We start from the raw sequence: 20,368 nt of genomic DNA, 5'->3' as shown, positions 1-20,368 counted from the left end.
GGTACTTCAGTGCCTCAGCTGTGTCCCCCGGAAGCCAACGCCAGGTAGGCGGTGGCGAAATCCGTGACGGCGAGGAGTTCGGCGAGCTGCTCCAGTTCGACGCCCTCCTCCGGTTCGAGCTCGCTGATCGCCGTGTCGTGGCTGAGGGCGAGCTCGCGTGCGGCGGGGGCGGCGGTGAGGCCACCGGCCGGCCGGTCACGCAGCAGGACGATGCGGGCGCGAAGGGCCTGGGGCTCTTCGACCCGGTCACGGAAGAAGTCGTCGGGGTCGGCGCCGGCGGCGAAGGATCCGGCGAGCAGGACGCCGTGGGCGGGCAGGGCCTCGGGAAGCACGGCGGCCAGTGCCGGGCGGCCGGCGAGCTCGGCGAGGGTGGCGGCGAACCGGCGGCCCGCGGGAGCGGCGCCGGTTCCCTCGCTCCAGATGAGCGGGAGGGAGTCGGCCAGTTCGGCGGCGAGGGTCTTGGCCGGGTTGGAGTAGGTGGCGATGGCGGGCCCGCAGCGCTCGGCCGTGCGGTCGAGCCGGTCGGCGACGAGCTGCAGGGTGTCGGGGGCGGCGGTGATCAGGCCGACCTTGTCCAGGAGCAGCAGCAGCGGCGTCAGCAGGGCCCACAGGGCGCCGGGTCCGGCCGCGGCGGACTCGTCGTACTCCTGGTACGGGGCCTTGGCCATCGGTACGAGGAGCCCGTGCGCGCCGTCCACCGCCTCGCTCAGCGGTGAGCGCTCGGGGGCGACGGCGACGACGGTGCAGCCGCGCCGGTACGCCTGCTCGGCGAGGACGGCGAGCCCGGGCTCGGTGCCGTCGGTGGTGGCGAGGAGCAGCAGGTCGACGGGTCCGGCCCAGCCGGGCAGGGCCCAGCGCAGGGCGCCGGCCGCGTGGGCGACACCGGTGGGATCCAGCCGGATGACGGGCGCGGAGGCTCCGGCGAGCGCGCCGAGCAGGTCGGCGACGCCGGTGGCGGCGGTGCCGGGCCCGGCGATCAGGACGGAGCGCGGACGGCCGTCGGGGCGCAGCTCGGCGAGGCCGGCCTCGGTCGCGTGCCGGGCGGCGGTACGGACTCTGGCTCCGGCCTCGGCCGCACCGCGGAGCAGGCCCCGGCGGTCGACGCGGGCGAGATCGTCCGGTGCGTCGAGGAGCGACTCGTCGAGCATGGCGGCCTCCGGCGGTGTTGACGGATCCAGGGTGGCGGAATCGGTCTCAGCGTCTGCGTGTGCCTGTGCGGCGCTGCAGGGGTCAGGCGGGGCGGCGGGCCTCGTCCACGAGGAGCACGGGAATGCCGTCGCGGACCGGGTACGCGAGGCCGCAGTCCTGGCCGGTGCAGATCAGCTCGGGGGTCGTCTCGTCGGCCGACTTGTCCTCGAGGGGCGAGTGGCAGGCGGGGCAGGCCAGGATCTGCAGGAGGCCGGCTTCGAGCGGCATGGGGCGTTTCCCTTCGGGCATGTGGGTGGGGCGAGGTCAGCGTACCGCCGAGTTCGTGGCGGTGCGGTGTCATGGGGCGGGGGTCGGGCGGGTCCCGGGCTCCGCCCGGACCCTCCCCCAGCTACCGCTGGGAGGTGCCCCCTGCTCAAACGCCGGCGGGGCTGGGTCGGGCGGAGCCCGGCCTGAAACGGCGGGTCAGGCGCGGATGAGGGCCAGGGCCTCGTCGCGGACCTTGGCCAGCGTGGCCTCGTCACGGGCCTCGACGTTCAACCGCAGCAACGGCTCGGTGTTCGAGGCACGCACGTTGAACCACCAGTCCTGGGCGGTCACCGTCAGACCGTCCAGCTCGTCCAACGTGACGCCCTCGGTGTCGCCGTAGGTCGCCTTCACCGCCGCCAGACGGGCCGCCTGGTCCGCAACCGTGGAATTGATCTCCCCCGAGCCCGCGTAACGGTCGTAGGAGGCCACCAACGCCGACAACGGACCGTCCTGACCACCCAACGCCGCCAACACGTGCAACGCAGCCAACATGCCCGTGTCCGCGTTCCAGAAGTCCTTGAAGTAGTAGTGCGCCGAGTGCTCACCACCGAAGATCGCACCCGTCTTCGCCATCTCCTCCTTGATGAAGGAGTGACCGACACGAGTGCGGACCGGCGTCCCGCCGTTCTCGCGAACGACCTCGGGAACCGACCAAGAGGTGATCAGGTTGTGGATCACGGTGCCGGCGCCACCGTTGCGGGCCAGCTCGCGCGCCGCGACCAACGCAGTGATCGCCGACGGCGACACACCAATGCCCTGCTCGTCCACGATGAAGCAACGGTCCGCGTCACCGTCGAACGCGATACCCAGATCCGCACCCTCCGCCAACACCCGCGCCTGCAAGTCCACGATGTTCTTCGGATCCAGCGGGTTCGCCTCGTGGTTCGGGAACGTCCCGTCCAACTCGAAGTACATCGGCACCACGTCCAACGGCAGACCCTCGAACACCGTCGGAACCGTGTGGCCACCCATCCCGTTGCCCGCGTCCACGACCACCTTCAACGGACGGATCGACGACAGGTCCACCAAACCCTTGAGATGGGCGGCGTAACCGATGAGCGTGTCCTGCTCCGTGACCGTTCCGGGGACGGTGCCTTCGGGGATCACGGGAGCACCCTCGTCCGACCACTTCTCCACCAGCTCACGGATCTGCGACAAACCCGTGTCCTGACCCACCGGAGCCGCACCCGCACGACAGAGCTTGATGCCGTTGTACTGCGCCGGATTGTGGGAGGCCGTGAACATCGCACCCGGCAGGTCCAGCGAACCCGACGCGTAGTACAGCTGGTCCGTCGAACACAGACCGATCAGCGTGACGTCCACACCCCGCGCCGCCGCACCCCGCGCGAACGCGGCCGACAAACCCGGCGACGACGGACGCATGTCATGACCGATCACGATCGCCCCAGCGCCCACGACCTCGACGAACGCGGCACCGAACAGCTCGGCCAGGGACTCGTCCCACTCGTCCGGCACGACGCCACGCACGTCATACGCCTTGACGATGTTCGAAAGATCTGCGGCCACTGCCTGCCCTCCTGAAGGTCCTGTGCGGTTCAGCAAAACCTACCCTGAACCAGCAGCAGCTCTTCAGACCGCCGGAGCGTCAGGAATCGGGCGATCTCAGGACGCGCAGGTGTCCACGACGGGTCTCGCCGGTGGACGGGCCGCCCTGGCCGGGGCCGCCGGCCTCGGCCGTGCGTCCCGGCGGCCGGGCGGCTTCGCGCACGGCGTTGGCGAGGGCTTCGAGGTCGTCGCCGCTGGGGCGGGACGGCCCGGAGCCGTCGGACAGGCGCACGACGTCCCAGCCCCGTGGGGCGGTCAGGCGCTCCGAGTGCTCGGCGCACAGGTCGTAGCAGTGGGGTTCGGCGTAGGTGGCGAGCGGGCCGAGAACTGCGGTCGAATCGGCGTAGACGTACGTCAGTGTCGCGACGGCAGGGCGGCCGCACGCGGTGCGCGAACAGCGACGTACAAGGCTCACGACGTTGGACGGTACCGCACTCTTGACCGGGCCGCGACGACTCCACCGCCGCTCACTCCCCCGTGTCGTGCTCAGGGCTACCCTGCGGGGGTGACCGACACCCCTCTTCCGCCCTGCCCCGCCGACCCTCCAGCGGGGGCCAGAACCGAGCCTCGCCCGCGTCGGCGGGACCGGCACGGGCGCGGGATGCGCGGTCCGGTGGCCCCTCCTCAGGTGCCGCTGGCGGCGAGCCGGTCGGAGCTGTTCGGGGACCTCGTACGGGATTCCGTGGAGCGGCTGGAGCGGCGCTGGCCGCAGCTGGCCGAGGTGGAGTTCCTGATCGGTGACGTGCCCGGGCCGCCGGGCGGTCCGGACGGCGGCTGGAACGACGAGGCGGTGCCGCTGGGCGCGGTGTCGGAGGCGCGCGAGGGGCGGCCCGCCCGGATCGTGGTCTTCCGGCGGCCGGTGGAGATCCGCACCAAGACGCGGGACGAGAAGGCGATGCTGGTCCACGAGATCGTGGTGGAGCAGGTGGCGGAGCTGCTGGGGCTCTCGCCGGAGACGGTGGACCCCCGGTACGGCCAGGACTGAGCCGGGCGGTCGCGTACCGGGGGCGCTGCGTCATCCGGTCGTCATCTGGTCAGGACGGAGAGGTCCTGGGCGGCCTTGGGGACCGAGACCGTGGAGTGGTCGTCCGAGAGCCCTTGGACGGTGAACATCGCGATGCCCTCGTGCGGGAGGGACAGGGTGCGGGACGCGTGGACCGGGCCGCCCGAGACGGTCTCCACGGTGAGGGCGTAGGAGCCCTTGCCGCCCGCCGGAGCCAGGACGAGCGTCTGCGTGGTGCCCGCCTTGACGTCGACGTCCTTGGAGGCCGCCTCGCCGCCACCGGTGCCCGGCGAGGCGGTGACCTTCACCTTCGCGTCGGCTCCCGGAGCGGTCAGGGACAGCACGGTCGTGTTCTCCTCGGGCCGGTTGTCGGCCACGGTCGCCCGTGCTCCGACCGGTCCGGTGGCGGGGATGAAGCCGATCTCCTGTTTGGCGCCGCTGCCGCGGACGACCCGTAGTGCCGCGACGACCGGGGCGGACTTCTTGGGGTCGGACGGGGTCAGCAGTAGCGAGCCGGCCTCGCCGCGGGTCACGTCCTTGAGGTCCGCGGCCGCCGTCATACCGGCCTTGACGTGCAGCTGCTCGCTGCCCGCCGGGCTGATGGAGCCGCCGGGTGCGGCCAGGCGCACCTTCAGGTCCGCGTCCTCCTCGCCCGGTACGAAGACGACCAGCTTCACGGAGGCGGCGTCCGCCGGGATGCCCGGCAGTACGAGCGAGCCGGCCGGGTCGACGGAGGCCGGCAGCCAATCGGCGCCCACCCCCTCCTCCCCGACCTGCACCGATGCGCCCACCCGGCCGGCGCGCGTGGTCACGTGGGCGGTGGCGTCCGCGAGCTGGGCTCCGGGGACCAGGGTGGACAGCAGGACGGTCTTGGTGGACTTGGGGTCGACCCGGATGCTCTCGCTGGTGCCCGCGTCGGGCTTGGCCGGACCGTCCGGGCCGAAGATCTTGATGTCGACGATGGCCGCGGCGTCGTCGGGGTTGGTGAGGTGGACGTAGTCCTCGCGCCCCTTGGCCGTGCTCACCGCGGGGAACCAGAAGTCGGTGCCGGGTGCGGTGCAGCCGACGCCGAGCACGCCGCGGGTCCGGCCGACCGAGACCTTGGTGGTCAGCTGCGCGGTCCAGCCGGGGGCGAGGACCCCGTCGGCGCTGCCGGTGAGGGCGGGTGCGTCGGCGCCGCTGGCGGTGGCCCCGAGGGGCTTGCCCGCCTCCTTGGGTTCCAGCACCGGCTTGGCGTCCTTGGTCGCGCCGAGCAGCCGGGCCGAGCCCTTGCCCTCGCCGGCGGCCGCGCCGGGGGTGAAGGACGTGTACGTGGTCTCGGCGATGTCCGAGGAGCTGGGCCCCGGGCACACCAGCAGGGACCGCTCCACCGGCATCCGGGCGGCGGCCGCCCCGCCGTCGGTGGCCTTCCCGTCGGCGGCGGGTGCGGTCAGGGCGGCGACGCCGGTGAGTGCGGCCAGGGCCGCGGTCACCGCCGCCAGCGTCAGGGGTGCGCGCTGCTTCACTGCTGGGGGCTCCCGTCCGGACGCGGGTCGTGCGGTGCGTGGGGGTATGGGGGGTCGTACGGCTGCTGGTACGGCTCGTACGGGTAGGTGTACTGCTGCTGGTCCGGGTCCTGGACCGGCGGGTGCTGGGGCTGCTGCGGGTACGGGTCCTCGTAGGCCTGACCGCCCTGCCCCCCGTGGCCGCCCTGCCCGCTCCGGCCGCCCTGCTGGTCGTACTGCGGGTACTGGTCGTACGGGGCCTGTTGCTGCGGCTCGTACGCGTAGCCGCCCTGGTCGCCGTACGCCTGGTACGCGTAGCCGTCGTCGTCGCCGTACGCCGGCTGGGCCGGGATCTGCGCGTACGGGTCGGCGACCGCCGCGGTCTCCACCGGTACGGGGGCCGGTTCGGCTTCGGCGCGCAGCCGGCGGGCCCGGCGGCCCTCGCCGGCCTCGCCCGGGCCGGGCCGGTCCGGGAGCGCGGCCTCCTCCTCCGGCAGGTCGTCGTCGAGCTCAACGCGGCGGCCGGGCAGGGCCATCACCAGCAGGACCAGGGCGAGGAGGCCCTGGGCCCAGTACCAGGCGGTCCGCAGCAGGGAGTCCTCGTGGACGAGGTCGAGGCGGCCGCTGTCGGCGGGCAGTTCGAAGCCCTGCGCCCAGCCGTCGAGGGTCTTGGACTTGAGGGGCTTGCCGTCGAGGGTGGCCCGCCAGCCTTCGTCGGCCCGGTCGGCGATGCGCAGGACGCGGCCCGCGTCACCGGCGGGGATCTTGCTGTGGACCTCGACGGGGCCGGCGGCGACCGGGATCGGGGCCTCGCCCTGCTTGCCGGAGACGATGACCGCGCGCGGCAGCCAGGGTTCGACGCCCCACAGGGCGGTGCCGTCCTGCTGGTGGCGACGGCTGAGGCCCGGGGTGGCGTCGAGGACGCGGCGGATCTCCTCGGGGCCGCCGGGGCGGAACATCACGAAGCGGATGGCGTAGGCGCTGAGCTGGCTCGACTGGTCGGCGCCGGAGCCGGCGACGAGGTTGGAGACGACCTTGTCGAGTCGGGCGTCGGCGCCGGTGCGGGCGGTGACCTCCGCGTCGCCGATGCGGCCTCCGGAGCCGCGGACGAGGCTGTAGGAGACGGTGGTGGGCGGGTCGAGGTCGAGGATCAGGGTGCGGGTCTGGTTGTCGTCGCCGCCCGCGTCCGCGACGAAGGCCGGGACCTGTACGGGGTCGCGGCGCTGCAGCGGGCCGTCGGCGCCGGCGAACATCCAGGTGGCGGCGGCGACCATGGGTCCTGCGGCGGCGGCCAGGGCGATGAGGGCTGCCAGCGGCTGGCGCCAGCCGAAGCTGCGGGCGGCGACGCGTTCCCTGGCTCCGTCGGCGCCGAGCGCGGCGGCCGTGAGCAGGGCGAGCCCGTAGACGAGGGTGGCGGGTCCGGCCCAGGCGGTGCGGTTGAGGACGACGGCGAGGAGCAGTCCGGCCAGGGCCGCGGCCCAGGCGGTGCGGACGGCGAAGGCGCGGTCGGTGCGCAGCAGGGCGGCCAGGGCGGCGAGGACGATGCCGACGAGCACCGGTCCGGCGCCGGTGCCGGGGCCGCCGGGGCTGATGGCGAGCAGGCCGAGGGCGTCGGCGGAGCCGGCTCCGTAGGGCAGTCCGGCCTCCTGCAGGAGGCGGCCGGGGTGGGTGAACAGGCCCAGTGACCAGGGGGCGAGCACGACGAGCGGGACGACGAGGGTGGCGAGCAGTCGCAGGCCGTACGCCTTCCAGTGCGCGCGGCGCAGCACCAGCGCGGCGGTCCCGAGGGCGGCGGCCAGCGGCCATACGACGGGGGTGAACGCGGTGGTGATGGTGAGCAGCAGCGTGTACGTCCACACCGCGCGCCGGCCGCCCCGCCGGTCGGTGGCTTCCGCACCGTCGGCGAGGTCGAAGGCGGAGACGGCGGCGCGGGCGAGGAGGGGGAGCAGGACGGCGAGGACGGTGGTGCCGAGGCGGCCGCCGGCGAGGGCTCCGGTCACGGCCGGGAGGAAGGCGTAGGCGATGGCCGCCCAGGCGCGCAGCAGCCGGGATTCGACGAGCGGCCGGGAGGCGAAGTAGGCGGTGAGGCCGGCGAGCGGGACGGATCCGACGAGCAGCAGGGTCAGGGCGGCCTGGGTGGATCCGAACAGCAGGGTGGCGAGGGTGCCGAGGACGGCCAGGTAGGGCGGCGCGGCGGCGGTGGAGCCGGTGCCGACGGCGTGCCAGCCGTCGGTGTAGGCGCCCCAGAGGTCGGAGCCGCTGCCGGGGGCGGGCAGCAGGGCGCCGCCCATGAGGGAGTCGCCGCCGATCAGGGCGCGGCACGCGGCGAGGGAGACGACGGCCAGGAGGGCGAGGAGGAGGGGCGCGGGGTTGCGGGCGAGCCGCTTGAGGCGGGCGAAGCGCTCGGTCTCCAGCAGGTAGTCGCCGTCCTCGCGGGGGGCGTCGAGGACGCTGCCCCCGCCGTGGCGGCCCGCGGGGGTGGTGGCGGTGTCGCGGTCGCCCCCGAAGTAGCCGGCGAGCTGTTCCGCGTTGGCCCGGAGGGAGGCTCCCGGCGGGGGGAAGAGCGGGCGCAGTTCGGCGGCGGGGACGGCGGGGCGGCGGCGGGCCTTGCGGGCGGCGAGGAGCCGGCCGGGGCGGAGCAGGGTGGCGAGGAGGCCGGTCAGTTCGTCGACGGCCTGGCCGGGGGCCTTGCCGATGAGGTAGGCGAGGGTGCGCAGGACGGTGCCGAACAGGACGCGCAGCAGGACGTACGGCAGGGCGCGGCCGGAGCTGTTGGCGAGGATCGTGTAGACGGCTCCGGCCTTGTCGACGCGGTGCGGGCCGGCCGTGGTGCGTCCGGCGCAGTCGACGGTGCGGCGTTCGCGGGCGGCGGCCTCGGCGTGCCGCAGGACGGCGTCGGGGGCGACGAGGACGGTGTGGCCGGCGCTCTGGGCGCGCCAGCACAGGTCGACGTCGTCGCGCATCAGGGGCAGCCGCCGGTCGAAACCGCCGAGCTCGTCGTAGACGTCGCGGCGGACCAGCATGCCGGCGGTGGAGACGGACAGGACGGGGCGGACCTGGTCGTGCTGGCCCTGGTCCTGTTCCCGGCGGTCGAGGCCGGTCCAGCGGCGGCCGCTGCGGGCGATGGTGACGCCGGCTTCGAGGAGCTGCTTCTTGTCGTACCAGCCGCGCAGTTTGGGGCCGATGATCGCGGCGTCGGGGTTCTCCTCGGCGACGCGGAGCAGTTCGGTGAGGGCGTCGGGTTCGGGGGCGCTGTCGTCGTGCAGGAGCCAGAGCCACTGGACGGGTTCGCCGTGGGGGAGGTCGGGTAGGTCGTACGTGTCGTCGCGCCAGGTGCGGCTGACGGGGTCCCACCCGCTGGGGCGCTTGAGGTACGGGAGGTCCTCGGGGGTCAGGGTGCCCGCGGAGCGTGCGGATTCGTCGACCGCGGTGCCGAAGCCGGTGCGGCGGGCGAGGTGCAGGACGCGGTCGTCGCCGAGGGCTTCGGTGAGCAGCCGCGCGGAGTCGTCGGAGCTGCCGGTGTCGGCGGCGACGTGGTTCTGCGCGGGGCGTTCCTGGCCGAGGAGGCCGGCGAGTGTCCGGGGCAGCCAGCGGGCGCCGTCATGGGCGACGAGGACCGCGGTGACGACGTGGCGGGGGAACTCGGGTGTGGCTGGGGCCTGGTAGGAGGCCGTCGACTGGCTGTGCAGGGACATCGCGGTACGGGCCCTCCGGCCGGGGGTCCGGGGGTGGTGTGCCCTCGGAGGCTGCTGGACAGCGCCCCACCCTAACGGCTGCCACGACAGCGGTCCGCCTCCTGCGGGGAAGGTGCAGGAGGCGGACCGTGTGCCGTGCTGTGCGTCGCGCTCGTCGTCCCGTTCGGCGCGCTGTCGGGCGTGCGTCGAACTGCGCTCTGTCGTACGTGTCGTGGTGCGTGCCGTGGTGCGTTCGATATGGAGTGTGAAGTGCGGTGGGTGCCTGACCGGTGGTGCGTCGGCCGTTTCAGACCGCGGCCTTTTTCAGGCGGCGGCGTTCCCGCTCGGACAGACCGCCCCAGATGCCGAATCGCTCGTCGTTGGCGAGGGCGTACTCGAGGCATTCGGAGCGGACTTCGCAGGCGAGGCAGACCTTCTTGGCCTCGCGGGTGGAGCCGCCCTTCTCGGGAAAGAAGGACTCGGGGTCGGTCTGGGCGCACAGAGCGCGCTCCTGCCACCCGAGCTCTTCGTCCGCCTCCTCGACCAGCAGTTCCTGAAACAGCTCGGTCATGTGCGCCCCTCGCTCTGTCTGTGCGTCCCCGTGACGATGTCGTCACTGATTGCTACGTAACGACACGAGTGAAATTACAAGTGCGTGGCTCCGGGGCAGTCAAGCCGAGATCTGCTATTGGGCCCCTTATTCACTCTGCGGAACCAAGCCTATGCAGAAAGTGTTCATATCGCCAAAAATCGTGACACATGCCGCTGGCGCCACAGGATGCCGCCTTTACCCGTATTCCACGTGCCACCTCCGAGCGGGGTTGCGGTCCGACCGGAGAAGCGGCGCAGATCACATTCAGGTCACGGAAGTCGGGATCTGGTTTGAGAGCCGACACAGCGCCACATCCCCTGCCGCACACTGCACAAACCTTTCTCCGGGCACGGTAACCGGATGAGGTGAAACTTTTACCCCAAACCGGACATTGGGTTGACAGTCAGGCCCCCGAGCCGTTCTCCTTGTTTGCATGTCAGCGCCCGCAGCCACCACCCGGACCCCCATTCGTGGGTTCCTGTGCGCTGCCCAGGTTCGCTGTTGCTGTTGCAGCTGTTGATGCCCGCGGAGCCACGGCTCCTCAGAGCTCCGGCCCGCCCCCGCAGCAACCGCCAGCACGACTGACATCCGTCGAGGTACCCCCACGATGAACAGCACGAACAGCGCCACCCCCGCCGCTCCCGTCGCTCCCGCCACGGTCGAGAGCGACCTCCAGATCGCCGGCGACATCCTCGCCGTCCAGCACCTCCTCCAGCCCGCCCGCGAACACCCGGCCACCGTCGCCGAGTTCGCCGGGCTCGCCCGCTCCATCGCCGAGGACCGCGCCTCCTGGGAGCACCTCGTCGAGTACGACGCCACCACCCGCTGGTACCACCGGCTGCGCACCGGCCCCGGTTACGAGGTCTGGCTGCTCAGCTGGGTCCCCGGCCAGGGCAGCGGCCTCCACGACCACGGCGCCTCCTCCGGCGTCATGACCGTCCTGGAGGGCGAGCTCACCGAGCACACCCCCCGCGGCCGCAGCACCCACCGCCCGGGCACCCAGCGCGTCTTCGCCCCCGGCTACGCCCACGAGGTCGTCAACGACGCCCTCGACGGCGCGGTCAGCCTGCACGTCTACTTCCCCGGCCTGACCGAGATGCCGATGCACAGCTGCTCCTCGGCCGAATCCGCGTCCGTACCGGCCTGACCACCACCCCTTTACGACAGCCTCCGGCCGACAGTCCCACCCGTCGCCCGACCACCACCCCTCCACGACAGCCTTCGGCTGACAGTCCCGCCCGTCGCCCGACCACCACCCCTCCACGACAGCCTTCGGCTGACAGACTGTCTGCATGCGCATTGTTGTTCTGGCCGGCGGTATAGGCGGCGCCCGGTTCCTGTCCGGACTCAAGTCGGCCGTGCCCGACGCGGACATCACGGTCATCGGCAACACCGGTGACGACATTCACCTCTTCGGGCTCAAGGTCTGCCCCGACCTGGACACGGTGATGTACACCCTCGGCGGTGGCATCAACGAGGACCAGGGCTGGGGCCGCACCGACGAGTCCTTCACCGTCAAGGAGGAGCTCGCGGAGTACGGGGTCGGACCCACCTGGTTCGGCCTCGGCGACCGCGACTTCGCCACGCACATCGTGCGTACGCAGATGCTCGGCGCCGGCTACCCGCTGAGCGCCGTCACCGAGGCCCTCTGCGACCGCTGGCAGCCCGGCGTACGGCTGCTGCCCATGTCCGACGACCGCGTCGAGACCCACGTCGCGATCACCGAGGCCGGCACCGGCGAGCGCCGCGTCATCCATTTCCAGGAGTACTGGGTCCGGCTGCGCGCCTCGGTGGACGCGGAGGCCGTCGTACCCGTGGGAGCCGAGCAGGCCAAGCCCGCGCCCGGTGTGCTGGAGGCCATCGCCGCCGCCGACGTGATCATCTTCCCGCCGTCGAACCCCGTGGTCTCGGTCGGCACGATCCTCGCCGTCCCCGGCATCCGGGACGCCGTGGCCTCCGCCGCGGCGCCCGTCGTCGGCCTCTCCCCCATCGTCGGGGGCGCGCCCGTGCGCGGGATGGCCGACAAGGTGCTCGCCGCGGTGGGCGTCGAGTCCACCGCCGCCGCCGTCGCCCTGCACTACGGGACCGGGCTGCTGGACGGCTGGCTCGTGGACACCTCGGACGCGGACGCCGTCGCGGAGGTCGAGGCCGCCGGGATCAGCTGCCGCGCGGTGCCGCTGATGATGACCGACGTGGCGGCCACCGCGGAGATGGCCCGCGCCGCACTGGAACTGGCGGAGGCCTCCCGGTGACGCGGGCGCCCGCGTACGAGGTGCGGGCCGTCGACGGGATCCCGGAAGTCAGGCCGGGCGACGACCTGGCGAAGCTGATCACGACGGCCGCCCCCGACCTGCGCGACGGGGACGTCCTGCTGGTCACCTCGAAGATCGTCTCCAAGGCCGAGGGCCGGATCGTGGAGGCCGACTCGCGCGAGGCCGCGATCGACGCCGAGACCGTACGGGTCGTCGCGCGCCGGGGTCCGCTGCGGATCGTCGAGAACCGGCAGGGCCTGGTGATGGCCGCGGCCGGCGTGGACGCCTCCAACACCGCCCCCGGCACGGTGCTGCTGCTGCCCGAGGACCCGGACGGCTCGGCCGCCGCGATCCGCGCCGGCGTGCGCGACGCCCTGTCCGTGGACGTGGGCGTGGTCGTGACGGACACCTTCGGGCGGCCGTGGCGCACCGGGCTGACGGACGTGGCGATCGGCGCGGCCGGTGTGCGGGTCCTGGACGACCTGCGCGGCGGCACGGACGCGCACGGCAATCCGCTGAGCGCGACGGTGGTGGCGACCGCGGACGAGCTGGCCGCCGCCGGTGACCTGATCAAGGGCAAGGCGGCCGGGCTGCCGGTGGCCGTCGTGCGCGGACTGGCCCACGTCCTCGGAGAGGGTTCCTCGGCCCGGGACCTGGTGCGCCCGCCGGCCGACGACATGTTCCGGCTGGGGACCTCGGAAGCGGTACGGGAAGCCGTGACGCAGCGCCGCACGGTACGGGCCTTCACGGCGGAGCCGGTGGACCCGGGCGCGGTGCGGCGGGCGGTGGCGGCGGCCGTGACGGCCCCGGCTCCCCACCACACGACGCCGTGGCGGTTCGTCCTGCTGGAGTCCGAGGCCTCCCGGGTGCGGCTGCTGGACGCGATGCGGGACGCGTGGATCGCGGACCTGCGGGCGGACGGCAAGTCCGAGGAGTCCGTGGCGAAGCGGGTGCGGCGCGGGGACGTGCTGCGGGCCGCCCCGTACCTGGTGGTGCCGTGTCTGGTGACGGACGGCGCGCACCACTACGGGCACGCCCGCCGGGACACGGCGGAGCGGGAGATGTTCGTGGTCGCGATGGGCGCGGGCGTACAGAACCTGCTGGTCGCGCTGGCCGGGGAGCGGCTGGGGTCGGCGTGGGTGTCTTCGACGATGTTCTGCCGGGACGTGGTGCGGGAGGTGCTGGAGCTGCCGCAGGACTGGGACCCGATGGGAACGGTGGCGGTGGGGCACCCGGCGGCGGTCCCGGCGGAGCGGCCGGGGCGGTCCGCGGCGGACTTCATCCAGGTGCGGTGACGCCTGCGGCGAGCCCGGCGGATCGGCGGGCCCGCCCCCGCCCTGCCGGGCGGGCCCCGGTCCGGCGGGGCGGGCGCGCCTGACGGCAGGCCCGTGGGGAAGCGTCGCGAGGCGGACGGGGGAGTCCGTGCGGAGCATCGACGACCGGCGACGATGCGGCGAAGCGCGGTCCCAGGGCCCGCGAGCCCTGCCCGATCGGCAAGACGCCCCCTAGAAGCGGCCGATGTCGCCGCGCGGCATGCGGGGCGCGCGGCGGGGCGGGGTGTGGCCCGCGAGGAGGACGAGGCGGGCCGCGCGGTGGCGCTGCCCTGCGTACGGGGCGAGGAGCTCCAGCATGGCGGCGTCGTCGGCGTCGCGGTCGCCCGCGAGGGCGTAGCCGACGATGCCGGGCAGGTGGAGGTCGCCGGTGGTGATCGCGTCGGGGTGGCCGTTGCTGCGCTGGAGGGTTTCGGCGGAGGTCCACGGGCCGATGCCGGGAACGGCCTCCAGCCTCCGTACGGCCCCGGGCAGGTCCATCGCGGCGGCTTCCTCCAGGCGGTTCGCCACGCGGGCCGCCCGCACGATCGTGGCGGAGCGCTTGGCATCGACGCCGGCCTTGTGCCAGTCCCAGGACGGGATCATGGCCCAGGTGCGCGGCTCGGGCACGACGTACGCTTCCGGGCCGCCGGCCGGGCCCGGCGCGGGCTCGCCGTACTGCCGGACCAGGCGGCGCCAGGCGCGGTAGGCCTCGTCCGCGGTGACCTTCTGCTCCAGGACCGTGGGGATCAGGGATTCGAGGACCAGGCCGGTACGGGTGAGGCGCAGGCCGGGGCGGCGGCGGTGGCTGGCGTGCACGAGGCGGTGGCGGGGCACGAAGGCGGTGGGGTCGTCGCCCGCGCCGAGGAGTGCGGGCAGTTGTTCGAGGAACCAGTCGGCGCCGGGGCCCCAGGCCTCGGCGTGCACCTGCTCACCCGCGCGGGACACGCGGAGGGTGGCCGGGCCCTGCGGGGTGCGGCCGGTGCGCCAGACCGAGCCGTCGGGGGTGGTGCGGAAGGTGGGGTCGGCGGGGCCGCGTCTGAGGGGGCCGAGGGTGAGGCCGAGGTCCAGGGGACCGTCGGGAGCCCAGTGGCGTTCCTTGGCGCCGGCGCCGGCGGTGCTCCCCCGGCCCGGGGGGACGTCGGTGCGGCCGCCGCGGACCGCGGCGCGGGTGAGGGGATCGAAGCGGCCGGCCATGTGTCGAGCGTAGCCCGGCCCGGCCGCGTCTCCCCCGGGTCTCCGCCCCGGACCCCACCGGCGATTGAGGCGTGGGCACGGAGCGTCGTAGGGGGTGTGGGGCGGAGCCCCGGCGACGGCGCCGCGCCCACGGACCCTGCGGACCCTGCGGACCCTGCGGACCGCCGGAGGCTACGGCCGGCCCTGGAGCTTCGCCGAGGCCTTGCGGGTGGCGCCCAGCTTTCCGTAGAGCTTCGCGCCCGGGCACTGGGTGGCGAAGCCGTCCCGGTGGCCGGAGATGACGTTCATCGACACGCTCTTGCCCTTGGGGTAGCGGTTGCCTCCGCCCGACGTCAGGTTGGTCTTCGCGCGCGGGTCCCGGCCGAAGAGGCCGAGCTTCCAGGCCGTGAGGCGGGCGACCGAGTCGACCACCACCGCCGGCGGGGTCGTGGAGGTGAAGGTGCCCAGCACCGCGACGCCCATGCTGTTGGTGTTGAAGCCCATGGTGTGCGCGCCGAGGACCGCCTTGGAGACGCCGCCCGCGCGGCCCTCGTAGACCGTGCCGCACTTGTCGACCGCGAAGTTGTAGCCGAAGTCCCGCCAGCCGTTGCTGATGACGTGGTAGCGGTACAGGCTGCGCAGGACCGCGGGGGCGTCCTTGCAGGCGTAGTTGTTGCCGGAGGCGCTGTGGTGGACGAAGGCCGCCTTGACCGTGCTCGTGTAGACGAAGCCCGGCTCGCGCAGGCCCTCGTTCGCGCCCCATCCCTTGCGGGTGACGATCCGCGGGCGCGGACCGATGTACGGGGCGGCCGCCGCGGCCAGTTCCCCGTCGTTCGCGAAGATCGCGTCGGCGGTGGAGTCGGCCTTGTCGAGTGCGGTGATCTCGTTCGCGCCGAGCGGGGCGTGCGGGACGTTCGCGGCGGAGGACTCCGCCGTCTCCATCGTCATGGCGGGCACCACCTCGCCCTTGCCGTCACCGGGGCCGGTGTTCTTGCCGTCGGAGCCCGTGGCGGGGGGTTCCGCGCCCGGGTCGACGAGCTCGATCCGCATGCCCGTGGGCAGCCGGGAGGGGGCGCGGGTGGTCGGGGCGCCGGATTCGGCCTGGACGCGGACCTCCACGGCGTCGGACTCGCCCACCCACAGCGGGGCGGTGGCGCCGCGGATCGTGCGCGAGCCGCGCTCCGCCGCGTCGGGGTCGGCGGCGTGCTCGCCGTTGTGGGTCTCCACGTCCTGCCAGTCCGACCAGGTGGCGGTCCGGGTGGAGCGGGTCCGCACCTGGACCAGGCCGTGCAGTTCGGTGGCCGCGTCGTCCCAGACCACGCCGACCAGCGAGAACGTCTTCACCTCGCGTGCGGTCAGGCCCTGCGTCTCGGGGCGGCCCGGGGAGGCGCTCATTCCGGGGACTCCGGGCGCCCGCGTCGCCGAGGGTCCCAGCGGGACGAGCGGCAGCGATTGGGTGGACCCGGCGGGGGTTACGGGGGCGGTCTCGGCCAGGGCGGGGGTGGGGAGCGCGACGGGCAGGGCCAGTACGGCGGCCGTCGCGACGCCGATCGAGGAAGCAAGGAATCCACGCATGAAAAGGATGGTGAGCACGCGGATCGCCGGGCGCCATCCGAGAACTGACGCTCCGTCCGACCCGCCGCGGATACCCCTCCTCCGTACGGAGGAGCCGACGGACCCCGTACGGGGGACGGGCCCGCGTACGCTGTGCCGGGTGAACGCCACTGACCGCACCCCTGCCGACCTGCTGCGATCCGCGCTCGCCGCCGATCCGGGCCGCCCGCTCGTCACCTTCTACGACGATGCCACCGGCGAACGCGTCGAATTGTCCGTCGCGACCTTCGCCAATTGGGTGGCCAAGACCGCCAATCTGCTCCAGGGCGACCTGGGGGCCGAGCCCGGGGACCGGCTCGCGCTGATGCTCCCGGCGCACTGGCAGAGCGCGGTGTGGCTGCTCGCCTGCGCCTCGGTCGGGGTCGTGGCCGAGGTCGGCGGGGATCCGGCCGGTGCGGACCTCGTCGTCAGCGGGCCGGACACCCTGGAGCGGGCCCTGGCGTGCGGCGGTGAGCGGGTGGCGCTCGCGCTGCGGCCGCTGGGCGGACGGTTCCCGCAGCCGCCGGCCGGGTTCGCCGACTACGCGGTGGAGGTGCCGGGGCAGGGCGACCGCTTCGCCCCCTTCGTACCGGTGGATCCCGAGGGCCCCGCGCTGGTCGTCGGCGGCGAGGAGCTCACGCACACGGCGCTGGTGGCCCGCGCCCGCGAGGACGCGGCGAAGCTGGGCCTCGGCGAGGGCTCGCGGGTGCTGACCGGGCTCGGCTACGACACCTGGGAGGGGCTCTCGGCCGGGCTCTACGCCGCGCTGGCCGCGGGCGGGTCCGTGGTGCTGTGCCGGAACCTGGACCGGCTCCCGGCGGACGGGCTGGCGCAGCGCAGCGAGAGCGAGCGCGTCACCCACACCGTCTGATCGCCGCCCGGAGGCCCGTCGCCCACACTGGTGAACGGCAGGTGCGGGCGATTTGTCACCCGAACGGCCCTTGACGAGCCCCCGCCCCCGGGCCGCTCCGGCGCCCCGGGGGCAGCATCGGCAGTGGCCGTGCTCACCCGTACGGCCGACGGCCCGCAGTCGTAGCGGCGAGGGGACGGACGCCAGTGACGGACAGCGCAGGCATACCGGGCGGCACCGATGCGGCCGGGGGCACGGGGCGGCCCCCGCGCAGCCCCGGGCGCCGGCGCCGGCTGCTGCGCTGGATCGGCCTCGGGGCGGTCTTCCTGGTCCTGGCGGGTACGGCCACCGGCTGGTGGCTCTACAACAAGCTCGACGGGAACATCACCGAGGACACCTCGGCCGCGGCCGAGCTGCGGCGCTACGAGCGCGACCGCCCGGCGCACCGGTCCACCGGGTCCCAGAACATCCTGCTGATCGGCTCGGACTCGCGCTCCGGCAGGAACAACGCCGGGTACGGGCGGGACAAGGGCTCCGAGCGCTCGGACACCACGATCCTGCTGCACCTGCCGCAGGACCGCAGGAGCGCGACCGCCGTGTCGATACCCCGGGACCTGATGACGGACATCCCGTCCTGCCTGCAGGTGGACGGGAGCCGCACCGCCGCGCGGTTCGCCCAGTTCAACTGGGCGTTCCAGTGGGGCGGGGCCGCCTGCACGATCCGTACGGTGGAGAAGCTGACCGGCATCCGTGTCGACCACCACATGGTGATCGACTTCGGCGGGTTCAAGAAGATGGTCGACGCCATCGGCGGGGTGGAGGTCTGCCTCAAGGAGCCGGTGAACGACTCCGAGGCCAAGCTGCGACTGAAGGCCGGGCGCCAGACCCTGCGGGGCGAGCAGGCGCTGGGATACGTCCGCGCCCGCCACAGCCTGGGCAACGGCAGTGACACCGAACGGATGGACCGGCAGCAGCAGTTCCTCGGTTCGCTCGTCAAGAAGGTGCAGAGCAACGGGGTGCTGCTGAATCCGGCGCGGCTGTACCCGCTGCTGGACGCGGCGACCTCCTCGGTGACCACGGACCCGGGGCTGGCCTCGCTGCGCGGCCTGTACGAACTCGTGCGGGGCATGCGGGACATCCCGACCGATCAGGTCAAGTTCCTGACGGTGCCCCGCAAGCCCTACGCTCCCGACCCGAACCGGGACGAGCTGGTCGAGCCCGACGCGGCGCGGCTGTTCCAACAGCTGCGGACGGACAAGCCGGTCACGGTCGCCCCGCCGGAGCCCACCCCGAGCGCAGCTGCGGCCGAGGGCGCAGGAGCGGGCACGGATGCCGGTTCGGACGCGGACTCCACGGACGAGGGAACCGTCACACCTCAGGTACCCGTCCCTACTTTTACGGGAACCACTGCAGGTAACGCCGACTGCCGGTAAAGCAATCCCAAAAGCCGGTGACCGAACCGAGTGGGATGGGCGGTTCGCCCCGTTATAAGGGGAGTGGAATTTGTCACCAGCATGGTTTGCCGCCGAACAGGGCGGATAAGGTGAGCGATCCGGTGCCCGGCCGGATCAGATACGGGCACCAGCAGCCGGATCGTTGACCGTGCGCCTGGGGGAGGCGCGTCGCGAGGCACCGACGGAGGATTCGAGCAACCGTGGATGCGCAAAGCCGTGGGCGGGCGGACGAGATCGACCCCGCAGACCAGTGGGTGCTCAATCCCCGCACCGGCAACTACGAACTGCGACTGGCCGACTCCGCCGCGCAAGCGCGGCCGAAGGTCACCGCCCCCCGCAGATCACCGTCTGCTCCCTCAACCCCCACCGCCCCCTCCCCCGCCGTGCCGAGGCCGCGTCGTGGCGACCCGCCCCCCGGCGGCGGTCGGCGCGGCGGCCGCTCCCGCAAGGAAGCGGGCGGCGGTGGACGTCGCAAGAAGGCGCTGGTCATCACCGGTGGGGTGGTGGCGTTCCTGCTGGTCGGCGGTTCCGTGGCGGGGTACCTCTACTACGACCACCTGAACGGCAACCTCAGCGTCACCGACGTGGCGGGCGCGGGCACCGGCGGTTTCAAGAAGGACCAGCCCATCAACATCCTGGTCATCGGAACCGACAAGCGCACCGGAGCGGGCAACGAGAGCTACGGGGACAAGGACAGCGTCGGCCACGCCGACACCACGATCCTGTTCCACGTCTCGAAGGACCGGACCAACGCGACCGCGCTCTCCATCCCCCGCGACCTGATCACCAACATCCCGGCCTGCCCGACGAAACAGCCGGACGGATCGACGAAAACGATCGAACCCTCCAAGGGCACCCGCTTCAACACCAGCCTGGGCCAGGAGGGTCGCGACGCGGGCTGCACGATGCGCACGGTCAAGGAACTCACCGGCATCGAGGTCGACCACTTCATGATGGCCGACTTCAACGCGGTCAAGACGCTGAGCACGGCGGTCGGCGGAGTACCGGTGTGCCTGGAGAAGGCCGTCAACGACGAAGAGGGCTCCCACCTCAAGCTGGACGCCGGCGAACACCGGTTGTCGGGCGAGGAGGCCCTCGCCTTCGTCCGCACCCGGCACGGCTTCGGCAACAACAGCGACCTCGACCGGATCAGGATCCAGCAGCAGTTCCTGGGTTCGATGATGCGCGAGATGAAGTCGAAGGAGACGCTGACCAGCCCCAAGAAGTTCCTCTCCCTCGCGGAGGCCGCCACCAAGTCCCTCGGCGTGGACTCGGGGATCGGCTCCATCGGCAAACTCACCGATCTGGCCGGCGAGTTGAAGGGCATCGACACGAAGAACATCACCTTCACCACCCTGCCGGTGCTCGACAACCCGGCCGAACCGGTGGGCAAGAAGGCGACCGTCGTCGTCGACCACGCCTTGGCCGACCCGCTGTTGCAGATGATCCGGGGGGACGTCTCGCTCACGGAGGTCGAGAAGAAGGAGCAGGCCGCCAAGGAGGCGGCCGACGCGGACGCGAAGGCCAAGCAGGACGCGCTGCTCCAGGGCAACCGCGCGGCCGCGGCGGACGTACGCGTGAGCATCTACAACGGCGGCGGCCCGAAGGGCTCCGCCTCCACCACGCTGAACTGGCTGCAGAACAGCAAGGGCGTGAAGAAGTCCAGCAACGTCGGCAACGCGCCCGAGAAGGTCGGCGCCACGCAGCTGGAGTACGCCCCCAACCAGGCCGACCAGGCCCGGGCGCTGGCGGACATCATGGGCCTGCCCGCGACCGCGCTGAAGGTGGGGACGTCGGACGCCTCGGCGAAGACCCCGATGAAGCTGACGCTGGGTCCGGACTTCCAGCAGCCGGGCGCCCCGCTGGCGGCCCCGGTGCCCCAGCAGCTGCCCGAGGACGTGCAGCGGGCGCAGGCCGACAAGGCGATCTGCGCCAAGTAACAGGACTCGGCCGGTGACA

The 20,368-nt window shown here is 73.1% G+C and carries 16 protein-coding genes; 7 read left to right on the top strand and 9 right to left on the bottom strand.

Annotated elements, in window-relative coordinates:
* Nucleotides 1-14: 14 nt before the first annotated feature.
* The 4 genes from OG386_RS26575 to OG386_RS26560 form a co-directional block, all read right to left on the bottom strand.
* Nucleotides 15-1,148, bottom strand: a complete 1,134-nt coding sequence (locus tag OG386_RS26575) for an SIS domain-containing protein (protein ID WP_328790212.1) — start codon at nucleotides 1,146-1,148, stop codon at nucleotides 15-17.
* Between the two features lie 82 nt (nucleotides 1,149-1,230).
* Nucleotides 1,231-1,416, bottom strand: coding sequence for a Trm112 family protein (locus OG386_RS26570; protein WP_327385137.1), 186 nt, complete (start codon nucleotides 1,414-1,416; stop codon nucleotides 1,231-1,233).
* Between the two features lie 195 nt (nucleotides 1,417-1,611).
* Nucleotides 1,612-2,982: a phosphomannomutase/phosphoglucomutase gene (locus OG386_RS26565; RefSeq protein ID WP_328790211.1), complete on the bottom strand. Its 1,371-nt coding sequence runs from the start codon at nucleotides 2,980-2,982 to the stop codon at nucleotides 1,612-1,614.
* Nucleotides 2,983-3,061: 79 nt separating this feature from the next.
* Complete coding sequence (locus OG386_RS26560) at nucleotides 3,062-3,511, bottom strand: DUF3499 domain-containing protein (protein WP_314253893.1); 450 nt, start codon at nucleotides 3,509-3,511, stop codon at nucleotides 3,062-3,064.
* A 15-nt stretch (nucleotides 3,512-3,526) separates the two neighbouring features.
* Between OG386_RS26560 and OG386_RS26555 the strand changes: the two genes are divergently transcribed.
* Nucleotides 3,527-4,006: a metallopeptidase family protein gene (locus tag OG386_RS26555; protein ID WP_405787425.1), complete on the top strand. Its 480-nt coding sequence runs from the start codon at nucleotides 3,527-3,529 to the stop codon at nucleotides 4,004-4,006.
* Between the two features lie 41 nt (nucleotides 4,007-4,047).
* Here the strand turns inward: OG386_RS26555 and OG386_RS26550 are convergent, their stop codons facing one another.
* The 3 genes from OG386_RS26550 to OG386_RS26540 form a co-directional block, all read right to left on the bottom strand.
* Nucleotides 4,048-5,529 (bottom strand): DUF5719 family protein, encoded by a 1,482-nt coding sequence (locus OG386_RS26550; protein ID WP_328790209.1) that lies wholly within the window; start codon nucleotides 5,527-5,529, stop codon nucleotides 4,048-4,050.
* Nucleotides 5,526-9,203, bottom strand: a complete 3,678-nt coding sequence (locus tag OG386_RS26545; RefSeq protein ID WP_328790208.1) for a glycosyltransferase family 2 protein — start codon at nucleotides 9,201-9,203, stop codon at nucleotides 5,526-5,528. Before OG386_RS26545 ends, OG386_RS26550 begins: the two co-directional genes overlap by 4 nt.
* A gap of 286 nt (nucleotides 9,204-9,489) precedes the next feature.
* Nucleotides 9,490-9,753, bottom strand: coding sequence for a WhiB family transcriptional regulator (locus OG386_RS26540; protein ID WP_003983763.1), 264 nt, complete (start codon nucleotides 9,751-9,753; stop codon nucleotides 9,490-9,492).
* Between the two features lie 628 nt (nucleotides 9,754-10,381).
* On the opposite strand from OG386_RS26540, the gene OG386_RS26535 reads away from it, so the two are divergent.
* From OG386_RS26535 to OG386_RS26525, 3 genes are all read left to right on the top strand, one after another.
* A complete protein-coding gene (locus OG386_RS26535) occupies nucleotides 10,382-10,921 on the top strand; it encodes a cysteine dioxygenase (protein WP_328790207.1) in 540 nt (179 codons plus the stop codon).
* A 145-nt stretch (nucleotides 10,922-11,066) separates the two neighbouring features.
* On the top strand, nucleotides 11,067-12,026 hold the full coding sequence (cofD, locus tag OG386_RS26530; RefSeq protein WP_328790206.1) for a 2-phospho-L-lactate transferase: 960 nt from the start codon (nucleotides 11,067-11,069) through the stop codon (nucleotides 12,024-12,026).
* Nucleotides 12,023-13,321: a coenzyme F420-0:L-glutamate ligase gene (locus tag OG386_RS26525; protein WP_328790205.1), complete on the top strand. Its 1,299-nt coding sequence runs from the start codon at nucleotides 12,023-12,025 to the stop codon at nucleotides 13,319-13,321. Before cofD ends, OG386_RS26525 begins: the two co-directional genes overlap by 4 nt.
* Before the next feature lie 210 nt (nucleotides 13,322-13,531).
* Here the strand turns inward: OG386_RS26525 and OG386_RS26520 are convergent, their stop codons facing one another.
* Nucleotides 13,532-14,533, bottom strand: coding sequence for a DNA-3-methyladenine glycosylase family protein (locus OG386_RS26520; protein WP_328790204.1), 1,002 nt, complete (start codon nucleotides 14,531-14,533; stop codon nucleotides 13,532-13,534).
* 171 nt (nucleotides 14,534-14,704) lie between these two features.
* Entirely contained in the window at nucleotides 14,705-16,087 is a 1,383-nt protein-coding gene (locus OG386_RS26515; RefSeq protein WP_328790203.1) for a peptidoglycan recognition protein family protein, read from the bottom strand.
* A gap of 139 nt (nucleotides 16,088-16,226) precedes the next feature.
* On the opposite strand from OG386_RS26515, the gene OG386_RS26510 reads away from it, so the two are divergent.
* The 3 genes from OG386_RS26510 (at nucleotide 16,227) to OG386_RS26500 (ending at nucleotide 20,349) form a co-directional block, all read left to right on the top strand.
* Nucleotides 16,227-16,976 carry a TIGR03089 family protein gene (locus OG386_RS26510; protein ID WP_328790202.1) on the top strand — a complete coding sequence of 250 codons (750 nt, stop codon included), beginning with the start codon at nucleotides 16,227-16,229 and terminating at the stop codon, nucleotides 16,974-16,976.
* A 185-nt stretch (nucleotides 16,977-17,161) separates the two neighbouring features.
* Nucleotides 17,162-18,388, top strand: coding sequence for an LCP family protein (locus tag OG386_RS26505; RefSeq protein WP_328790201.1), 1,227 nt, complete (start codon nucleotides 17,162-17,164; stop codon nucleotides 18,386-18,388).
* 221 nt (nucleotides 18,389-18,609) lie between these two features.
* Nucleotides 18,610-20,349 (top strand): LCP family protein, encoded by a 1,740-nt coding sequence (locus OG386_RS26500; RefSeq protein WP_328790200.1) that lies wholly within the window; start codon nucleotides 18,610-18,612, stop codon nucleotides 20,347-20,349.
* Nucleotides 20,350-20,368 lie beyond the last annotated feature (19 nt).

It is taken from the genome of Streptomyces sp. NBC_00273 (assembly GCF_036178145.1).
GTDB lineage: Bacteria > Actinomycetota > Actinomycetes > Streptomycetales > Streptomycetaceae > Streptomyces.
The sequence above is the reverse complement of the archived record's forward strand: the minus strand, read 5'-3'. Positions and strand labels throughout refer to the sequence as shown.